This is a genomic window from Labrys methylaminiphilus subsp. lupini (assembly GCF_051161885.1).
In the GTDB taxonomy this organism is placed as follows: domain Bacteria; phylum Pseudomonadota; class Alphaproteobacteria; order Rhizobiales; family Labraceae; genus Labrys.
Map to the genome: position 1 here is coordinate 4718447 of NZ_JBMDIH010000001.1, position 16392 is coordinate 4734838.

A 16392-nucleotide genomic window follows, 5' to 3' on the forward strand; every position below is an offset into this window, starting at 1 on the left:
ACCATGATCTCGTCCCTGGAGTCTTTGGATGGCAGAGACCAGATTGTGCTCAACCGCAACGCCATGGCGCTCCATCCGTTCTGCCGCCTGTCGGGGCCGGCCAATGTGCTGGCGGCCAATATGGCTGGGAACGGCGGCACCAGGCAGCTTCCTCCTGAGCGCACCCATGGCATGAGCAGGTGGAAGCTGCAGGATCTTGAATGCTTGCAGAGCTTTTCGATATTGGCCACGAAGGAGCACTACCGAGAAGCTCTGCGGAGGATTTTGTGAGGGGACCTGCACGCGCATGAGCGACGATCGTTGGAACCTCTATCTGTTCGAACGCCATGACCGGCAGCAGATCATGCAATGGGCAGGCAGGCTGCGCTATTTCCGGTTCTGCCGGGCCGTTGGCGGCCATGCCAACGATGGAGACCAGCTGCTGGTCGCGATCGCGGTGGAGACAGAGGCCGATCTGGTGGATGTCTGCGCCACCCTGGGGATCGCCCTGGACATCGTTGCGCCCGACTCTCCCCAACCGGTGCCGGGCGTTGCCTACACGGCCGAGGAATTCGGCAAGTTCGCTCTCCTCGTGCCGGGAAGCCATCGCATCCGGCAGCCCGGTTTGGTCGAATTGGCTGGGCAGCCCGCCTATGTCCATGCGCAAGCGAATCGGCTGGAAATCAGCCTGAGCGACACCGACCGTCCTTATGAGGTCTCAGAAGCGTCCGTCCGTTCAGCCGAGCGGGTGGAGGCGCTGCTCACGCAGCTGGCAGGCCGGCTGATCGAACCGCCACGTGCCAGCCGGCATTGTATCTGCCCGGCCTATTATCCCGAAATGTGGAATTGAACGTCAGCCCTTGACGGCAGAAGCCAGTACTGTGAGGCTGAGAAAACGTGGTGCCGCTTAGGTGACTCGAACACCTGACCCCATCATTACGAATGATGTGCTCTACCGGCTGAGCTAAAGCGGCGCCAACGGTTTTCAGAAGGCGATCCTTGCGGACGCGCCGCCCTGATACAGGCAAGCAAAGCGGAAGGCAAGCCCCCTCACGCATGCGACGCGAGTTTAGAGCGAAACTCTTGACGCGGCACAAGCTCCCGACTATAGCAACCCACACAAATTTTGGCGGGAGGCTCCGCCCCCAACTTGGGGTGGCGGTTTTCTTTTTGCCCAAGCGATTCTGTCCGCGCAAGCAAGGCAGAATTGCCGGACCCTCTTAACACCGGCAGGTTCCCCGGAAACTGCCCTGGCCCCGCTGCAGCGGCGCCGTTCCGAATTGAGAAGGATAGACCCATGTCCCGCCGTTGCGCGCTGACCGACAAGGGCGTTCAGTCTGGCCACAAAGTGAGCCATTCGAACGTCAAGACCAAGCGCAAGTTCCTGCCGAACCTGCACAATGTCACGCTGATCTCCGACGTGCTCGGTCGCTCCGTGCGCCTACGCGTCTCGGCGGCCGGCCTGCGCACTGTCGAGCACAATGGCGGCCTCGATGCCTGGCTGATCAAGGCTTCCAGCAACGAACTTACCGCGCCGGCCCTGCGCCTGAAGCGCGAAATCGAAAAGAAAATGACGACCGCCCACTAAGGCAAGGTTGCATGACTGACTTTTCGGGCCGGGGCCTCGCGCTCCGGCCTTTTTCATTGTCCGGAGCGTCGTGCGGCTACGACCCGCTTTGCTCCAGATGAGCAAAGCTTAATGTGACCTCCCCTTGACGGCAGGCCCCCGTTTCGGCGATGCAGAGACGCCGGTTACCGGGCCCCTCTGACGGTTTGCGCAAAGCATGCCGTGATGTCGGAGCCGGCTTCGATTGTTTTCGAAGCAAAAGGGTCCGGCGTTATGCTCGATTTCGCATTTTCTGATTTTGCCGGCCAGCCCGTCTGGATGTGGCTGGCCTTTCTCGCCTTCGTGGCGCTGTTGCTCGCCTTCGATCTCGGCGTGCTCAACCGTGACGACAAGGTGCTGAGCGTTGCCGACAGCTTCAAGCTGTCGGCCATCTATATCGCCATCGCGATCGCCTTCGGCGGCGCCATCTGGTGGGGCATGGATACCAGGCCGGACGGCACCAGTCCGGCGCTCGACTATTTCACCGGCTATTTCATCGAGAAATCGCTCTCGATCGACAATGTCTTCGTCATCGCCCTGATCTTCCGCTACTTCGCGGTGCCGCCGGCCTTTCAGTACCGCGCTCTGGTGTGGGGTATCTTGGCGGCCGTGGTGCTGCGCGGCATCATGATCGCGGCCGGTGCCAGCATCGTGCAGAGCTATGGCTGGGTGCTCTATATCTTCGCGGCCTTCCTGATCCTGACGGGTCTGCGCATGCTGGTCGCCTCGGACGATCATGCCGAGTTCAAGGAAAACTGGCTGGTTCGCTTCCTGCGTCGTCATATGCGCATCAGCGAGGACCTGCATGGCAACCGCTTCGTGGTGCGCCAGCCGGACCATGCCACAGGCAGGACTTTGCTGCATGCCACGCCGTTGTTGCTGGCCCTGATCGTCATCAACGTCGCCGACATCGTCTTCGCCGTGGACTCGGTGCCGGCCATTCTGGCCATCACCACCGATACCTTCATCGTCTACACCGCCAACATCATGGCCATTCTCGGCCTGAGGGCGCTCTATTTCGCGCTGGCGGCGATGATCGATCGTTTCCACTACCTCAAATACGCGCTTGCCCTCGTGCTCGTCTTCATCGGCGGCAAGATCTACTGGGGCCATCTTGTCGGCAAAGTCGATCCGGCTCTCGCCCTGATCGTCACCGTTGCGATCATCGCCGGCGGCATCGTCTTCTCGCTCTGGAAGACGCGTGGCCAGGCCGACGGGCCGGGCGTGTCGCCCTGACGATTTCCTCCCGATGACGGTAGAGAAGAAAGGTCAACTCCCGCAAAAGTTGATCTGTTTCAGCGGGAACATGCGGGTTAGAGTGACGGGGTGATGATGGCTTGATCGGGCTCGTCTGCTCTTTACGGAGCAAGGGGACCGGTTAGCGTCGCTGGGGCGGATCCTGTGATCCGTTTCCCGTCCGGGGGGAAGAAGGCAGCGGCCATGCCCAGCGGCATGGCCGGAATGGTTTCGTGTGATTTCTCCTCCCGGCAAGCAGCGCTTTTGAGCAATCATCATCCGAAAGCCTGCCCGCACAGCTTACCGGGCCCTGCTTTTCGGAATCGTGTTCGAGCGAGGAGAACTGCGATGACGATTTTCGGCCTGAAGCTTCGTTACCTGCTGCTGGGTGCCGCGCTGGGCGCGGCCGCTCTGGCGCCGCTGCCGGCCGCCGCCCAGTATGACGATGGATATGGCGGCGGGGGTTATAACGGCGGCGGTGGTTACAACCAGGACGATAACGGCGGCGGCTATCGCCGGCAATATCGTCCCCGCTGCTATTATCGCGTCGTGCGCGTCTACGACGATTACTATGGACGTTATGTCAAGCGACGCCAGCGTGTTTGCGAGCGTAGCGGCTACTAGAGCAAAGCGCGTTCAGGCGAAGGAGTTCCTTGCGATTCCTGACGAGTCCATGAAATCTCAAAATGGGTTTGTTTTTCGCCGCGTGCTACTTGTCACGGCCCAGACAGAATCCTTGGCTTATGGCATGAGACAAGGATTCTGTTTCGAGGCTGATCCGGCTCCGATGGTGGACGGATAGGGACAAGGAAGCGTCGTCATGCTGATTCACCGCCGTTCCGTGCTCGCCGGTCTCGCCCTCGCCGGATTGCGGCCGGGTTTGGCCTCGGCGATGCAGATCGTCGAGGTCGGCACGGTGCTGACGGTCACAGGGCAGACCACCGGGCAGCTGCGGGGCGAGAAACGCGCCCTGCAGGTCGGCGAGCCGGTTTTCATCGATGACATGCTGGCAACCGGGGAAGGAGCCCGGCTGGGGGCCCGGCTCGGGGATGCCACACGGCTGTCCCTGGGTGAGCGCACGCGGGTGCGCATCGACAAGTTCCTGGTGGACCGGGGCGGCGAACTGGTGCTGGAGCGCGGTGCCATGCTGTTCGACCGGCCCGACAATCAACCGTCGGGACCGCTCAACGTCACGACCCCGTTCGGCCTGATCGCCGCTCGCGGTACCAAATTTTTCGCCGGCCCCAGCGATGGCGTCTTCGGTGTCTTCGTCGAGCATGGCGTGGTCACCGTCGCCACCAAGGGCGGCCAGGTGACCCTCACCAACGGTCTGGGCACGAACCTCGTCAATGCGAGGCAGGCGCCATCCGAGCCAGGCAGCTGGAGTACGCTGCGCATCGCCCAGGCGGAAGCCTCCGTGATTGCCGAGGCCTCTATGGAGTCAGCTCCGCCAGCGGCGGCTGTGCCTCGCGGACCACGGCCGGCACCCAAGCCTTGAAGCTTACCCAATCGGGGCGAACCAGGCTGAAGCGATCGATCGGCAGAGCGCCGCCACGGGCCGGTGCATGCTGCAGGCCCGAATTGACATAGCGCAGCCCGCACTTTTCCATCACCCGGCGCGACGCCTCATTGATCACCCGGCATTCGCCGGTGATCGAGGTAAGCGGCAGGGTCGAAAAGCCATGATCGATCAGGGCGCGCGCCGCCTCCGTGGCAAGGCCCTGGCCCCAATGAGGCTGGCCCAGCCAGTAGCCGATCTCCGCGATCTCGCGCTTGGGAAAGCGCAGACCGATGCAGCCGAGGAAGGCGCCGGTCTCCCGGCACTCGATGGCGAAGGCGAGTTCCTTGCCCGCGATGCGAGCCTCGTCCTGATAACGCACGAAATCCGCAGCGTCGCTTTCGCCATAGGGGAAGGGCAGGCGCCCGGTCATCAATGCCACGGCCGAATCATTGGCGAGGCGTGCCATGCGGGGCACGTCGCCCAGACGCGGCTTGCGCAGCACGAGACGCAGGGTCTCGATCTCGATCGAGGGAATGGAAACGGCCGGGAGAGATTTGAAGGGGGACATGATGGGCTCCTGGCAAGAAAAAGGGCGGAAGGATTTCTCCACCGCCCCTGCGTCAACCTGGAGTCCCAAATAGGGTCATTTCAGGTCCGCCGGTCCAGTGGAGCCGGCGGAGCTGAGGTCCCGCCGGGATTATTCTGCTGCTACTTTGGTCGTGGCGACGTTGACGTAAATTCGGCCGTTGGCTCGGGTGCGGAAGTCGACTCGGCCGTCGATAAGAGCAAAAAGCGTATGGTCCTTGCCCATGCCGACATTGACGCCCGGATGCCATTTCGTGCCGCGCTGGCGCACGATGATGTTGCCAGCAACGACGGCTTCCGAACCGAACTTCTTCACACCCAAGCGACGACCGGCCGAATCACGACCGTTGCGCGACGAACCGCCTGCTTTTTTGTGAGCCATGGCGATAACTCCTCGAAATTCTATCTACGCCGGTGCTGTGACACGGCGGTGAAAACCATCAATCAGGGGCGACAATGCCCGAAAGCCGGGCGGTTGTCGACCCCAACGCTCTGAAACCGGCTTAGAGGTCCTTGCCGGAAGCCTGCTCGGCCTGGTCGACCTTGGCGCGCGGCGGCTTGCCGTCCAGGAGTTCCTTGGCCTGAATGACCCACTCTTCGCGGGCGGCGCGGCCGCGTAGCGAGAGCTCTTCATCCCACTTGGCGATGTCGGCATCGGTCCAGGCGGCAATGTCGTTCCAGCTGTTGATGCCAGCGGCGCGCAGCTTCTTCTCGATGGTCGGGCCGATGCCCGAGATCAGCGAGAGGTTGGAGGCGTCGAGGCCACCGGTCGGAACGGCGGCGGCAGTGACCGGAGCCTCTTCCTTGGCAGCCTTGGCGGGCTTGGCCGCAGCCTTGGAAGGCTTGGCACCGCCGGTGAGGATCTCGGAGATCCGCACCACGGTCTGATGCTGGCGATGGCCGCGCTTGCGCTTCGAATTCTGCCGGCGGCGCTTCTTGAAAGCGATGACCTTGTCATCACGATCATGCTCGACAACCTCGGCGGCAACCGAAGCACCGGCAACCGTGGGGGTACCGAAAGTCAGGCCGGCGTCGCCGCCAACGGCCAGGATTTCGGGGAATACGATGACTTCTCCAACCTTGGCGTCGAGCTTCTCGACCCGGAGAACGTCATTCTGATTGACGCGGTATTGCTTACCGCCCGTCTTGATGACCGCGAACATGTTTTTTCCTCGTTCGGACCCGGCTTTCGCCCGTCTGGCTTCCGCAAAGGGAAACTCGACGGATCGGGTCCTTGCCTGAGCAAAGTCCCCGCAGCGGCCGGCTTTTCCAGTCGTTGATATCTGCCACCTGGTCTTGCGGAATAGGTGGCCACGAAAAAAGGCACGCGGCCCAAAGGCCGCGCGCTGGCGTGGCTTATACAGGCGTGAGGCGCAGAGTCAAGGAAAGTGACGACCAAATCGTCAAGGAGGGACGGCGTGCGGAAAGCAGAAGAATGCCAGGCTTGCCGCCGGTTCTCCCGAAGGCTGCACGGCAGCGAATAATATCCCAGTCCAGGTGTTTTCCCGGCATCCATGCACAAGGGAGAGACATCATGTCCTTAGTCCAAGCTTCGACTCGCCGCCTCGCGGTCACCGCCCTTTCGACCGCCTTTCTGCTGGTCGCGGGTCTGGCCCTCGCCGCCGGGGGCGGGGGAGGCGGCGGCAGCAGTGGGGGCGGAGGGGGTAGTAGCGGCGGTGGGGGAGCCGGCGGGGGAAGCGGCGGCGCAACCAATGGCAAGCCGATCACCGACATGACCACCTGCCCGCGGGGGCAGGTGTGGAGTGTCCGCAAGAAGGCCTGCCTCAAGCTGAAGTCCGAGGCGCTGCCCGATGATGACTTGGCCAATTATGCCTGGGTGCTGGCCAAGGCCGACCGCTACGACGAATCGCTGCAGGTGCTGGACCTGCTCGAGGATCCCAACACCGCCAAGGCCCTCAACTACAGAGGTTATGCCACGCGCAAGCTCGGCCGGACCGACGAAGGCATCGGCTATTATCTCAAATCGGTGGCGGCCGATCCCCAATATGCGCAGGTCCGCGAATATCTGGGCGAGGCCTATGTGATCAAGGGTCGACTCGATCTGGCCAAGCAGCAGCTCGATACCATCAAGACACTCTGCGGCACCGGCTGCGAGGAATATCAGGACCTGAACGAGGCGATCGAGAAAGGCGTCTGACCGGTGCTGTTCCGCCGGAGATAGCTCCGGATCCGATCGACACGCAAAGTGCGCAAACCCCTTTCCCCTCAAAGGGGTTTGTACGGGTGTGGCCCTGCCGGTTTTCGTCGCGGTAGCCGGCGGGGCTTCACTCCGATCCCAGTCGCGGCATCATGTCAGTTCCGCTCATTTCTGTTTGAAGAGCGGCAACAAGCCCGGTTATGACTGGTAGCGCGAATATCGAGGGGGAAGCATGTCGCGCGGCAAGGCTGACCAGTCCGGCTCCCTGGCGGGTCCGTTCGACTTCATTGTGGTGGGGGCGGGAACGGCCGGGTGCCTGCTGGCCAATCGGCTTTCCAGCAATCCCAGCCGGCAGGTGCTGCTGCTGGAAGCTGGGCGGCCCGACAACTATCCCTGGATTCATATCCCGGTCGGCTATCTTTATTGTATCGGCAATCCGCGCACCGATTGGCTCTATCAGACCGAGGCCGAGCCCGGCCTGAACGGGCGGGCGCTGCGCTATCCACGCGGCAAGACCCTGGGTGGCTGCTCTTCCATCAACGGCATGATCTATATGCGCGGCCAGGCGCGCGACTATGACGGCTGGGCCGCCGCGACCGGGGACGAGGCCTGGAACTGGGCCAACAGCCTGCCCGACTTCAAGGCGCATGAGAATCACCATCGCCTCGATGGCGGCGCCGATCCCGCCACCGGCGACAATAGCCGCTTTTCCGACATGCACGGTCATGGTGGCGAGTGGCGCATCGAAAAGCAGCGCCTGCGCTGGGACATCCTCGATGCCTTCGCCGAGGCGGCGGTGCAGGCCGGTGTGCCCCGCACCGAGGACTTCAACAGCGGCGACAATGAAGGTGTCGGCTATTTCGAGGTCAACCAGAAGGCCGGCTGGCGCTGGAACACCGCCAAGGCCTTCCTGCGACCGGCGCGCGGGCGTTCCAATCTCATGGTGTGGACTCAGGCTCAGGTCGAGCGCCTCGCCTTCGGGACTGGTGACGACGGCCGCCGCCGCTGTACCGGCGTGATCCTGCGGCGTGGCGGCGAACTCGTCGAAATCCAGGCCAAGCGCGAGGTCATCCTCTCGGCCGGCGCGGTCGGCTCGCCGCAGATCCTGCAGCTATCCGGAATCGGCCCGGCCGGCCTGCTGCAATCCCATGGCGTCGAGGTCGTGCACGATTTGCCGGGCGTGGGCGAGAACCTGCAGGACCATCTGCAGATCCGGGCCGTGTTCAAGATCGAGGGTGCCCGTACGCTCAACACGCTGGCGAGCAGCCTGACCGGCAAGATGGGCATCGGGCTCGAATATATGCTACGCCGCAGCGGGCCGATGAGCATGGCGCCCTCCCAGCTCGGCGCCTTCAGCCGTTCCGATCCCGGCCGGCCGCATGCCAATTTGCAATATCATGTGCAGCCGCTCAGCCTGAACGCCTTCGGCGAGCCCCTGCACGATTTTCCAGCCTTCACGGCGAGCGTGTGCAATCTCAATCCGACCAGCCGCGGCAGCATCCGGATCCGCTCCAACCGGGCAGGCGATGCGCCGGCCATCGCGCCCGGCTATCTCTCGACGGAGGAGGACCGCAAGGTCGCCGCCGACAGCCTGCGCCATGTCCGCCATGTCGTGAGCCAGCCGGCGCTGGCCCCCTACAAGCCGGTCGAATGGAAGCCGGGCGTCGAATTCCAGACCGACGAGGAACTCGCAAGGCTGGCCGGCGATATCGCCAGCACCATCTTCCATCCCGTCGGCACCACCAGGATGGGCAGGGATGGGGATCCCGAGGCCGTGGTCGACAGCCATCTGCGCGTGCGTGGCGTTGACGGCCTGCGTGTGGTCGACGCCGGCGTGATGCCGGCGATCACCAGTGGCAACACCAACTCGCCGACCCTGATGATCGCCGAAAAAGCAGCACGCTGGATCGCCAAGGGCGAGTGAGCCACGTTCAGGCCGGCTGACGGCAGCCTTCCAGGATTTTGCCAATCTCCGGCCGGCAGGAACCGCAATTCGTGCCTGCCTTCAAGGCCGTGCCGATCGCCTCGATGCTGCAGGCGCCGCTGCGTGCGGCCGCCTCGATACGGGCCTGGTCGATGCCGAAACAGGCGCAGACCTGCCGGCTGGGGCGGATACCCGGATTGGGTGCGCGGCCCGCGAGGATGAAACGGCGCGTGGCGGCGTCGATCCGCTCCCGGGCCAGCAGGTCCGTGGCCCAGGCTGCGCCCCCCTCATCCCGATGTGGGCCGGTCGAGAGCAGGATCTCGAGGCGGTGATCCACGATCGAGGCCGAGCGGTAGAGATCGGCGGCGGGATTGCGCTGGTGCAGTGGGCTGGCCCACAGATTGAGCCAGTTCGACAGAAGATCGTGCAGAGGCCCCGGCGTGCGGGGGCTGGCGAAATGGACAATCTCGCCATCAGCGACGGTCATGCGGGCATGGCTGAGCCAGGCCGGCATGGGCAGGCGGTGGCGCGAGGCGATGAAGCCTTCCGCCTGCATCATCCAGGGCCGGATTGCGGCCGGCACCGTCTTTGAATCGGGCTGGCCGGAGATGGGATCGGTATGGGCATGCACGAGGGAGCCGACGCGGGCGCGGGCGGCGCTGGCGTCGGTCCAGTGGATCGGCGCGAAGATCGAACCGGGTTGCTGGCTGTCGGTGACCACCACCCGCAGTTCGACCTGGCCCTCGCCGGTGCTCACGACGGCGAAGGCGCCGTCTAGCAGGCCGAAACGCTCGGCATCGGCGGGATGCACTTCCACGAAGGGGGCATTGCGGTGCTGGGCCAGGCGCGGGCTGAGTCCCGTGCGGGTCATGGTGTGCCAGTGGTCGCGCACCCGGCCGGTGTTGAGCAGGAGCGGATGCTCGCTGGTCGGCTCGGCCGACAGCGCCGGCGGAGCCAGGGGGACGAGGTGGGCGCGGCCATCGGCATGCGCGAAGCCGCCTTCCGCGAACAGGCGCTGCGTGCCGGTGTCCCGGCCCCATGGCAGCGGCCACTGCACGGGCTCCAGGGCGTCATAGGCCTCGTCGGTGAGTTCGGCGAGGCCACCGATATCGAAAAGACGCGTGCCGTCATTCTCGAAGGCGGACAGCGCGGCATGCTCGCGGAAGATCGCCGCGGGCGAGGTGTAATCGAAGGCTTCGGCATGGCCGAGTCTCTTGGCGACTTCGCAGATCTGCCACCAGTCGGGCTGTGCCTCGCCGGGAGGCGCAAGGAAGGGGCGCTGGCGCGAGATACGCCGCTCGGAATTGGTGACGGTGCCGTTCTTTTCGCCCCAGGCAGCCGATGGCAGCACCACGGTTGCGGCATCGGTGAGGCCGTCGACATGGGCACTGATCTCCGAGACGGCGAGGAAATCGAGCTTGCGCAGGGCTGTTCGCATGGCGTTGGCGCGCGGCAGGCTGGCGGCTGGATTGGTGCAGAGCACCCATACCGCGCGGATCTCGCCGCGCTCGATCGCCTCGAACATCGAGACTGCCTTGCGGCCTTCCTTCTCGGCCATGTGCGGGGCGCCCCAGAAGCGGCCGACGCGATCCACCTCGGTCGGCGAAAAGCCCATATGGGCGGCAAGCTGGTTGGCGAGGCCGCCAACCTCGCGCCCGCCCATGGCATTAGGCTGGCCGGTGAGCGAGAAAGGGCCGCAGCCGGGTCTGCCGATACGGCCGGCTGCGAGATGGGCATTGAGGATGGCGTTCACCTTGTCGGTGCCCTGGGCCGACTGGTTGACCCCCTGGCTGAAGCAGGTGACGACGCGCGGCGTCTCGATCCACCAGTCGAGGAAGGTGGCGAGGTCCTGCTCCGTCAGGCCGCAACGGAGGGCGGCTTGCGTCCGGCTCGGGGCGATCTCGCGCGCGTTGCCGAGGACGGCTTCGATCCCGTCTGTGTGGCGGATGACATAATTTTCGTCGATGGCGCCCCTCTCGGCGATCTCCACCAGCAGGCGGGCGAACAGCACGCTGTCCATGCCCGGTGCGACGGCAAGATGCAGATCGGCGCTGTCGGCTGTGACAGTCCGCCGGGGGTCGATGACCACGATGCGGGTGCCGTGCTTCTTCTTCGCCTGTTCGATGCGCTGCCAGAGCACGGGATGGCACCAGGCTGTGTTGGAACCGGTCAGCACGACGAGATCGGCCTCGTCGAGATCCTCATAGCAGCCCGGCACGATGTCGGCGCCGAAGGCGCGGCGATGGCCGGCGACCGTGGAGGCCATGCACAGGCGCGAATTGGTATCGACATTGGCCGAGCCGATGAAGCCCTTCATCAACTTGTTGGCGACGTAATAGTCTTCGGTCAACAATTGGCCCGAGAGATAAAGAGCCACGGTCTCGGGACCATGGCGCTCGATGGTTTCCCTGAACCCCCTGGCGACGGCATCGAGGGCGCGGTTCCAGGTGGTGCGAACGCCATGGATGGTGGGATGGACGAGGCGATGCCCGGTGGCCAGCGTCTCGCCGAGTGCGGCACCCTTGACGCAGAGCCGGCCCTGGTTGGCGGGATGGGCGACATCCCCGGCGATGGCGGCACCACCCTTGCCGTCGGCGGTGGCGACGATCCCGCAGCCGACCCCGCAATAGGCGCAGGTGGTGCGCACGGGGGCCTGGACGGGTTCGATCATCGAGGGATCGGGGGTGGGCATGGAGACGTTCATGGGCGGGGTCTCCGGGGCCGGGACAAGAAGGCGCGCTCCGCCTGTTTCATCGCGCCACCCCTTCAATAAACATCGGCCTGGTAGCGGCCGGCTTTCTTCAGGCCGTTGACGAAACTTGCCGCCTCCTCGGTCGAGCGGGCGCCCCATTGCGCCACGATGTCGACGAGGGCGCGTTCGACGTCGCGCGCCATGCGCTTGGCGTCGCCGCAGACATAGAAATGCGCGCCCTCGGCCAGCCAGCGCCAGAGATCGGCACCGACCTCGCGCATGCGGTCCTGCACGTAGAACTTGCCCTCGGCATCGCGCGACCAGGCCAGCGACAGGCGCGTGAGCAGGCCGCTCTCGCGCATGGCAGCGAATTCCTCCTCATAGAAGAAATCGTGGTCGCGATGCTGGTGGCCGAAGAACAGCCAGTTGCGCCCGCTGGCGCCCTCGGCTTTGCGTTCCTGCAGGAAGGCGCGGAACGGAGCGACCCCGGTGCCCGGCCCGACCATGATCACCGGCGTCTCGCCGTTCTCGGGCAGTCGAAAGCCGTGGGCCTTCTGTACATAGACCCTGAGTTCCTCGCCCTCGGCGATGCGCTCGCCCAGAAAGGTGGAGGCAACGCCCAGCCTGTCGCGCGCGCCGATGCGATAGCGCACCGTATCGACGGTGAGCGAGATCCGGCCCGGATTGGCCTTATGCGAGGAGGAAATCGAATAGAGCCGCGGCTGCAAGGGATCGAGGGCCTCGAGGAAGGCCTCGGCCCCGGGGCGGATGCCCTGGAACTTGTAGAGCACGGCGAGCACGTCGAGAGATGCCGCGTCCCCGTCCGGATCCTCGCCATTGGCCAGCGTCCGGGCCTTGCGGCGCAGGTCGCCGGTGCTGAGATAGGACAGGAGCTGAAACAGGCTGTCGGGCGGCGTGCCGAGCGAGACATCCTCGATCAGCCTGTCGCGCAGGCTCTTGCCCTCGATCAGGGCTTCGGGCCGGGCTCCGAGCAGGGCGATGATCTGGTCGGCCAGGCCTGCCTTGTTCTTCGGGATAACGCCGAAACTATCGCCTGCAATATAGTCGAGCCCGCTGCCGGATAGGTCGAACTCGACATGCCAGGTGGTCTTGGCGGATTTTTCGCCGTTTAGCCGACGCCGCGAGAGAAAGCGTGCGGCAACCGGATTGTCGCGCGAGCGGCCGGGCAGGCCGGCGGCGGGGGGCTGGCCGGCCTCGGTCGCATCGACATCGACCTTCGCGTCGGGGCTTGTGGTCGAAGCGGTGCCGTCCTGCCCGATCTCCTGCGCCAGGGCCTTGAGCATGCGGGCAGTCTCCTTGCCGCCCGGCGCACACAAGGTGAGGCGCTCCTCCTTGCGCAGGAAGAGCGCATTGGCATAGTCGGCGCAGTTGTAGCCGCATTGACCGCAATCCTGCTGCGCCATCGCCGCCATCAGGCGCGGTGCCAGCGGCCTGTCCTTGGCCAAGGCGAGGCGCTCGTCTATGCCCATGCTTGGATCGTGCCAGGGCGCCTCGTCATTGTCGGCCAGGGCAGAGCCTGCGGCCTGATCGAGCCCAGCCTTGTCGAGGGGCGACAGATCGGCAGGTGCCATGCCGCCCTGGGCGGCGAGGACAGCACCAAAGAATCCGTCGAGCCAGGCTCTTTGCTCCGGGCTGAAGGGCGCTCCTTCGGGAATGAGCGAACGCTGGGGCGGGACGGCGATCATGTTCATGCGCCTGCAAGCTCCCTGCCGTCGACCAGGCCGCGCAAGGCTTCCGGCTCGTGCCTGATAGTGAAGGCCTGGAAGCTTTCCGTGGGGCCCTCGCGATGCTCGAGATAGAGGCGCAGCAGGCCCTCGACCTTGCCGGGGCAATCCTCGGCCCGGATCTCCTTCCAAAGTTCGCGGCCGATCCGCGGCTGGTCGCCATAGCCGCCGCCAACCACGATCGAATAGCCCTCGGCCTGGTCACCCTCCTCGTTGAGCGTCACCTTGGCGCCGATCAGGCCGATGTCGCCGATATAATGCTGGGCGCAGGAATGGTGGCAGCCAGTGAGGTGGACGTTCACCGGCACGTCGAGCGCCAGACGCGCATCGACATACTCGGCTATCTCCAGGGCGTGCTCCTTGGTATGGGCGGCGGCGAATTTGCAGCCGGTGGCGCCGGTGCAGGCCACCAGGCCGGCGCGCAGGGAGCTCGCCTTCCAGTCGAGGCCGAGCGCCTCGATCGCCGCCTTGGCCTCCGCCACCTTCGAGTCAGGAACGCCGGAGATCAGCAGGTTCTGCCAGACAGTGAGGCGGATGTCGCCATCCCCGAAATCGCGGGCGATGGCGGCGAGGCCGCGCATCTGGCTGGCGTCCATTCGGCCAACGGCCAGGGTGACGCCGATCCAGTTCAGGCCTGGCTGACTCTGGGGGTGCACGCCGATATGAGCCAGGCGGTCGAAGGCGGGGCGGGGCTCGACTCCGTCCTCGGACAGGCGGGTGAGCTTGCGGCCGAGCTTGGCTTCCACCGCCTCCAGATAGGCCTCGAAGCCGATGGCATCGAGGACATATTTCATGCGCGCCTTGGTGCGGTTGGTGCGGTCGCCCTTGTCGGTGAACACTCGCACGATGGCATCGGCGATGGCGCAGCATTCCTCCGCCTTGCAGAACACGCCGGTGGGCCGGGCGAGGTCGCGATGGCCGGTGATGCCGCCGAGCACGAGTCGGAACCAGGTCTCGCCGCCGATGCGCACGGCCTGGAAGCCGATATCGTTGGTCTCCTCCAGCGTGGCGATGCGCCCGCCGCCGTCAAAGGCGACGTTGAACTTGCGCGGCAGGCCATAGAGCGAGCGGTCATTGAGGATGTGATAGTGCCATTCGCGGGCGAGCGGCCTGGTGTCGGCCAGTTCCTGCGGATCGATGCCGGCGGTGGCCGAACCCGTGACGTTGCGGATATTGTCGGCTCCCGAGCCGCGCGAGCACAGGCCGAGATCCTGGATGGCTTCGACCACGCGCGGTGCATTATCCGGCATCACCTCGCGGATCTGCAGATTGGCCCGTGTGGTGACATGGGCATAGCCCCCGCCCATGCGCTCGGCGACATCGGCCATGCCGGCGAACTGCCAATGAGTGAGGATACCGTTGGGAATGCGCAGGCGGACCATATAGCTCGACTGCGCGGGCGCCACATAGAACAGGCCGAAATAGCGCCAGCGGAAATTGTCTTCGGGCTTGGGAAAGGCGCCGTCCCTGGCCTGCGCCTTCATGCGTGGATAGGCATCGAAGGGATGTTCGGCCCGCTTCCATTTCTCCTGGTCGACGAGCTTGCCGCCACCGGCGGTCACGGCATCCTGCGCCTGAAGGTGCGTGGCGTCCGGGCCCATGGGGATCGGTGCCGTCGCAGCGGGCGCAGCCTTGGCACTGCCGACGGCCTGCATGCCCGAGACGAAGCCTTCGAGATAGCGCTTCTGATCGGAGGTGAAATCGCTGCCCATCATGCGGCCTCCCTCAGAACCCGCGAAGGGGTGGTTTCGCAGAAGGCGCGGCCGAAGATCAGGCTCTCGCGAATGGCGGAGATGTCGCTGCCCCGTCGGATCAGGTCCTTGTACCAGACGGCGTCCTCGGCCTCGCCGACCATGGCGGCACCGATGAGGCGGTTGTCCTTCAGGACCAGGCGCTTGCACAGCCCGGCGCCACGATCCTCCAGCAGGATGTCGTCATGACCCTCGCCGAGGAAGTCACCGGCCGAGAAGACCGGAATGCCGGAGACTTTGAGGTTGGTCGACAAAGCGGTGCCTTCATAGGCTGCCCCGGTGTCGCCGCCCCAGCAGCGCGCCAGCACGCGTGCCTGCTCATAGGCCGGCTCGACGAGGCCGTAGACCTGGCCGCGATGTTCGGCGCATTCGCCGATGGCGTGGATGAAGGGCACCATGGTGGCAAGGCCGTCATCCACCTGGATGCCGCGTCCAACCGGCAGGTCGGCAGTCTTGGCGAGGCCAGTATTGGGGCGCACGCCCACGGCGACCACCACCATGTCGACGGGCAGGCGGGAACCGTCGGCGAAGATGAGGGCCTCGGCCCTGTCCTCGCCTGCGACCTCCTGGGTCTGGGCATTGAGCAGGATGCGGATGCCCTTGTGCTCCACCGCCCGCTTGAGGAAGGCCGCCGTCCGTCGGTCGAGCTGGCGTTCCATCAGGCGCTCCATGACATGGACCAGGGTGACCTTGGCGCCGCCCTTGGCCAGGCCATAGGCCGCCTCGATGCCCAGCAGCCCGCCGCCGATCACGGCGATGCGTCGGTTGAGGCGAGCGGCTTCCTGCAAGGCGGGCAGGTCGGCGAGGTCGCGGAACGTGGTCACGCCCGGCAGAGCCATCCCGGGAACGGGCAGGCGGATGGCGGAAGAGCCGGTCGCCAGCACGACCCGGTCGAAGGATAGGGCGGCGCCATTGGCGAGATGGGCGGTGCGGGCGGCGGGATCGAGGCCGGTAACGGTCTGCCCGGTGACGAGACGAATGCCCTGTGTGCCATACCAGGACTCGTCCCGCAGCGTGATGCCGTCCCGGCCGATATCACCGGCGAGCAGGGCCGAGAGCAGCACGCGGTTGTAGCCCGGCCGCGGCTCGGCACCGACGACGGTGGTCTCGAACCGTCCCGGCGCGTGGGCAGCGATTTCCTCGCACAGCTTGACGCTGGCCATGCCGTTGCCGATGATCAGGAGCTTCTCGGTCATGTCTCGATCCTCAGATCCA

General features: G+C 65.1%; 15 protein-coding genes and 1 tRNA gene. 8 read left to right on the top strand and 8 right to left on the bottom strand.

The features are described 5' to 3' along the window. Positions 1 to 3 precede the first annotated feature (3 nt). Entirely contained in the window at positions 4 to 270 is a 267-nt protein-coding gene (locus ACN6KF_RS22175) for a hypothetical protein (RefSeq protein ID WP_434958934.1), read from the top strand. A gap of 16 nt (positions 271 to 286) precedes the next feature. Further along, a complete protein-coding gene (locus tag ACN6KF_RS22180) occupies positions 287 to 829 on the top strand; it encodes a hypothetical protein (RefSeq protein ID WP_434958935.1) in 543 nt (180 codons plus the stop codon). Positions 830 to 877: 48 nt separating this feature from the next. Here the strand turns inward: ACN6KF_RS22180 and ACN6KF_RS22185 are convergent. Then, positions 878 to 953, bottom strand: a tRNA-Thr gene (locus ACN6KF_RS22185). Between the two features lie 323 nt (positions 954 to 1276). Here ACN6KF_RS22185 and rpmB point away from each other — a divergent pair. The 4 genes from rpmB (at position 1277) to ACN6KF_RS22205 (ending at position 4319) form a co-directional block, all read left to right on the top strand. Then, positions 1277 to 1567 carry a 50S ribosomal protein L28 gene (rpmB, locus tag ACN6KF_RS22190; protein WP_434958936.1) on the top strand — a complete coding sequence of 97 codons (291 nt, stop codon included), beginning with the start codon at positions 1277 to 1279 and terminating at the stop codon, positions 1565 to 1567. 252 nt (positions 1568 to 1819) lie between these two features. Next, a complete protein-coding gene (locus ACN6KF_RS22195) occupies positions 1820 to 2821 on the top strand; it encodes a TerC family protein (RefSeq protein ID WP_434958937.1) in 1002 nt (333 codons plus the stop codon). Positions 2822 to 3169: 348 nt separating this feature from the next. Next, positions 3170 to 3445 (top strand): hypothetical protein, encoded by a 276-nt coding sequence (locus ACN6KF_RS22200; RefSeq protein ID WP_434958938.1) that lies wholly within the window; start codon positions 3170 to 3172, stop codon positions 3443 to 3445. 196 nt (positions 3446 to 3641) lie between these two features. Continuing rightward, a complete protein-coding gene (locus ACN6KF_RS22205; protein WP_434958939.1) occupies positions 3642 to 4319 on the top strand; it encodes a FecR family protein in 678 nt (225 codons plus the stop codon). Here the strand turns inward: ACN6KF_RS22205 and ACN6KF_RS22210 are convergent. From ACN6KF_RS22210 to rplU, 3 genes are all read right to left on the bottom strand, one after another. After that, positions 4255 to 4890, bottom strand: coding sequence for a GNAT family N-acetyltransferase (locus ACN6KF_RS22210; protein WP_434958940.1), 636 nt, complete (start codon positions 4888 to 4890; stop codon positions 4255 to 4257). The two genes, ACN6KF_RS22205 and ACN6KF_RS22210, sit on opposite strands and share 65 nt — an antisense overlap. 129 nt (positions 4891 to 5019) lie before the next feature. Continuing rightward, entirely contained in the window at positions 5020 to 5289 is a 270-nt protein-coding gene (gene rpmA, locus ACN6KF_RS22215; RefSeq protein WP_149252894.1) for a 50S ribosomal protein L27, read from the bottom strand. A 121-nt stretch (positions 5290 to 5410) separates the two neighbouring features. Next, positions 5411 to 6070: a 50S ribosomal protein L21 gene (gene rplU, locus ACN6KF_RS22220; protein WP_434958941.1), complete on the bottom strand. Its 660-nt coding sequence runs from the start codon at positions 6068 to 6070 to the stop codon at positions 5411 to 5413. Positions 6071 to 6441: 371 nt separating this feature from the next. On the opposite strand from rplU, the gene ACN6KF_RS22225 reads away from it, so the two are divergent. Further along, the gene (locus ACN6KF_RS22225; RefSeq protein ID WP_434958942.1) at positions 6442 to 7065 is read left to right on the top strand and encodes a tetratricopeptide repeat protein; all 624 of its coding nucleotides are present in this window, start codon (positions 6442 to 6444) and stop codon (positions 7063 to 7065) included. A gap of 232 nt (positions 7066 to 7297) precedes the next feature. Next, complete coding sequence (locus ACN6KF_RS22230) at positions 7298 to 8989, top strand: GMC family oxidoreductase (RefSeq protein ID WP_434958943.1); 1692 nt, start codon at positions 7298 to 7300, stop codon at positions 8987 to 8989. 7 nt (positions 8990 to 8996) lie between these two features. Here the strand turns inward: ACN6KF_RS22230 and ACN6KF_RS22235 are convergent, their stop codons facing one another. From ACN6KF_RS22235 to ACN6KF_RS22250, 4 genes are all read right to left on the bottom strand, one after another. Then, positions 8997 to 11693 (bottom strand): nitrate reductase, encoded by a 2697-nt coding sequence (locus tag ACN6KF_RS22235; protein ID WP_434958944.1) that lies wholly within the window; start codon positions 11691 to 11693, stop codon positions 8997 to 8999. Between the two features lie 62 nt (positions 11694 to 11755). Then, complete coding sequence (locus tag ACN6KF_RS22240) at positions 11756 to 13393, bottom strand: sulfite reductase subunit alpha (RefSeq protein WP_434958945.1); 1638 nt, start codon at positions 13391 to 13393, stop codon at positions 11756 to 11758. Continuing rightward, positions 13390 to 15138, bottom strand: a complete 1749-nt coding sequence (locus tag ACN6KF_RS22245; RefSeq protein ID WP_434959739.1) for a NirA family protein — start codon at positions 15136 to 15138, stop codon at positions 13390 to 13392. Before ACN6KF_RS22245 ends, ACN6KF_RS22240 begins: the two co-directional genes overlap by 4 nt. Then, on the bottom strand, positions 15138 to 16373 hold the full coding sequence (locus ACN6KF_RS22250; RefSeq protein ID WP_434958946.1) for an NAD(P)/FAD-dependent oxidoreductase: 1236 nt from the start codon (positions 16371 to 16373) through the stop codon (positions 15138 to 15140). The genes ACN6KF_RS22245 and ACN6KF_RS22250 overlap by 1 nt, the downstream gene beginning before the upstream one ends. Between the last annotated feature and the right edge of the window lie 19 nt (positions 16374 to 16392).

Coding starts and splice junctions, on each gene's coding strand:
- rplU (WP_434958941.1), bottom strand. CDS start 6,070: ATGTTCGCGGTCATCAAGACGGGCGGTAAGCAATACCGCGTCAATCAG.
- ACN6KF_RS22205 (WP_434958939.1), top strand. CDS start 3,642: ATGCTGATTCACCGCCGTTCCGTGCTCGCCGGTCTCGCCCTCGCCGGA.
- ACN6KF_RS22240 (WP_434958945.1), bottom strand. CDS start 13,393: ATGAACATGATCGCCGTCCCGCCCCAGCGTTCGCTCATTCCCGAAGGA.
- rpmA (WP_149252894.1), bottom strand. CDS start 5,289: ATGGCTCACAAAAAAGCAGGCGGTTCGTCGCGCAACGGTCGTGATTCG.
- ACN6KF_RS22200 (WP_434958938.1), top strand. CDS start 3,170: ATGACGATTTTCGGCCTGAAGCTTCGTTACCTGCTGCTGGGTGCCGCG.
- ACN6KF_RS22235 (WP_434958944.1), bottom strand. CDS start 11,693: ATGAACGTCTCCATGCCCACCCCCGATCCCTCGATGATCGAACCCGTC.
- ACN6KF_RS22180 (WP_434958935.1), top strand. CDS start 287: ATGAGCGACGATCGTTGGAACCTCTATCTGTTCGAACGCCATGACCGG.
- rpmB (WP_434958936.1), top strand. CDS start 1,277: ATGTCCCGCCGTTGCGCGCTGACCGACAAGGGCGTTCAGTCTGGCCAC.
- ACN6KF_RS22250 (WP_434958946.1), bottom strand. CDS start 16,373: ATGACCGAGAAGCTCCTGATCATCGGCAACGGCATGGCCAGCGTCAAG.
- ACN6KF_RS22195 (WP_434958937.1), top strand. CDS start 1,820: ATGCTCGATTTCGCATTTTCTGATTTTGCCGGCCAGCCCGTCTGGATG.
- ACN6KF_RS22225 (WP_434958942.1), top strand. CDS start 6,442: ATGTCCTTAGTCCAAGCTTCGACTCGCCGCCTCGCGGTCACCGCCCTT.
- ACN6KF_RS22175 (WP_434958934.1), top strand. CDS start 4: ATGATCTCGTCCCTGGAGTCTTTGGATGGCAGAGACCAGATTGTGCTC.
- ACN6KF_RS22210 (WP_434958940.1), bottom strand. CDS start 4,890: ATGTCCCCCTTCAAATCTCTCCCGGCCGTTTCCATTCCCTCGATCGAG.
- ACN6KF_RS22230 (WP_434958943.1), top strand. CDS start 7,298: ATGTCGCGCGGCAAGGCTGACCAGTCCGGCTCCCTGGCGGGTCCGTTC.
- ACN6KF_RS22245 (WP_434959739.1), bottom strand. CDS start 15,138: ATGGGCAGCGATTTCACCTCCGATCAGAAGCGCTATCTCGAAGGCTTC.